Source organism: Photorhabdus sp. CRCIA-P01, assembly GCF_003545805.1.
Lineage (GTDB): Bacteria > Pseudomonadota > Gammaproteobacteria > Enterobacterales > Enterobacteriaceae > Photorhabdus > Photorhabdus antumapuensis.
Map to the genome: position 1 here is coordinate 1 of NZ_NMQR01000206.1, position 711 is coordinate 711.

The 711-nt window shown below is 54.7% G+C and carries 1 protein-coding gene; it reads left to right on the plus strand.

Annotation, left to right across the window (positions count from 1 at the left end):
* Positions 1-711, plus strand: a 711-nt coding sequence (locus D3222_RS24865) for a VENN motif pre-toxin domain-containing protein (RefSeq protein WP_198672936.1), incomplete at both ends; no start/stop codon positions are given.

Here is a 711-nt window from a genome sequence, read left to right on the forward strand (position 1 = left end):
ATACCACACCGCTTTACAGGCGGCCACTGCCGCCATTCAGGGACTTGCGGGCGGGAACATTGGTCAGGCACTGGCGGGCGGCGCTTCCCCTTACCTCGCCGGAGTGATTAAAGACCTGACCACCGACCCGAAAACCCATCAAGTGGATGTCGTGAGCAATACCCTGGCCCATGCGATTCTGGGGGCAGTGGCCGCTGAAGTCAGTGGTAACAATGCGCTAGCCGGTGCAGCAGGTGCGGCGGGCGGGGAACTGGCTGCCCGGGAACTGATGAAGCACATTCACGGCGAAAATGCTAAAGTCAGTGACTTAAGTGAAGAAGAAAAACAGACCATCAGCACTCTTTCTACCCTGGCAGCGGGACTAGCCGGTGGGATTACCGGTGACTCCACCGGCAGCGCCGTTACCGGGGCCCAGGCCGGGAAGAATGCGATTGAGAATAACTTCCTGAGTGCTGACCAGATAACGGATTTTGCGGCCAGGGCAAAAGGGTGTGAGGCGCGCGGTGACTGCCAGCAGATCGTAAAAGAAATGGAAGATCTGAGTTTGAAACAGCGTAATGAATTAATTGTTACCTGTGCGTCAGATCCTGCTGCCTGCAAAGAGAAATACGGTGATATCCCGGCCAACAGTATGTTGGTTCATCAGGCGATCGATAAAGCTCTGGGTGAAGATATACCATGGAGTATGAAGAATGACCTGTCTGTTTTGCT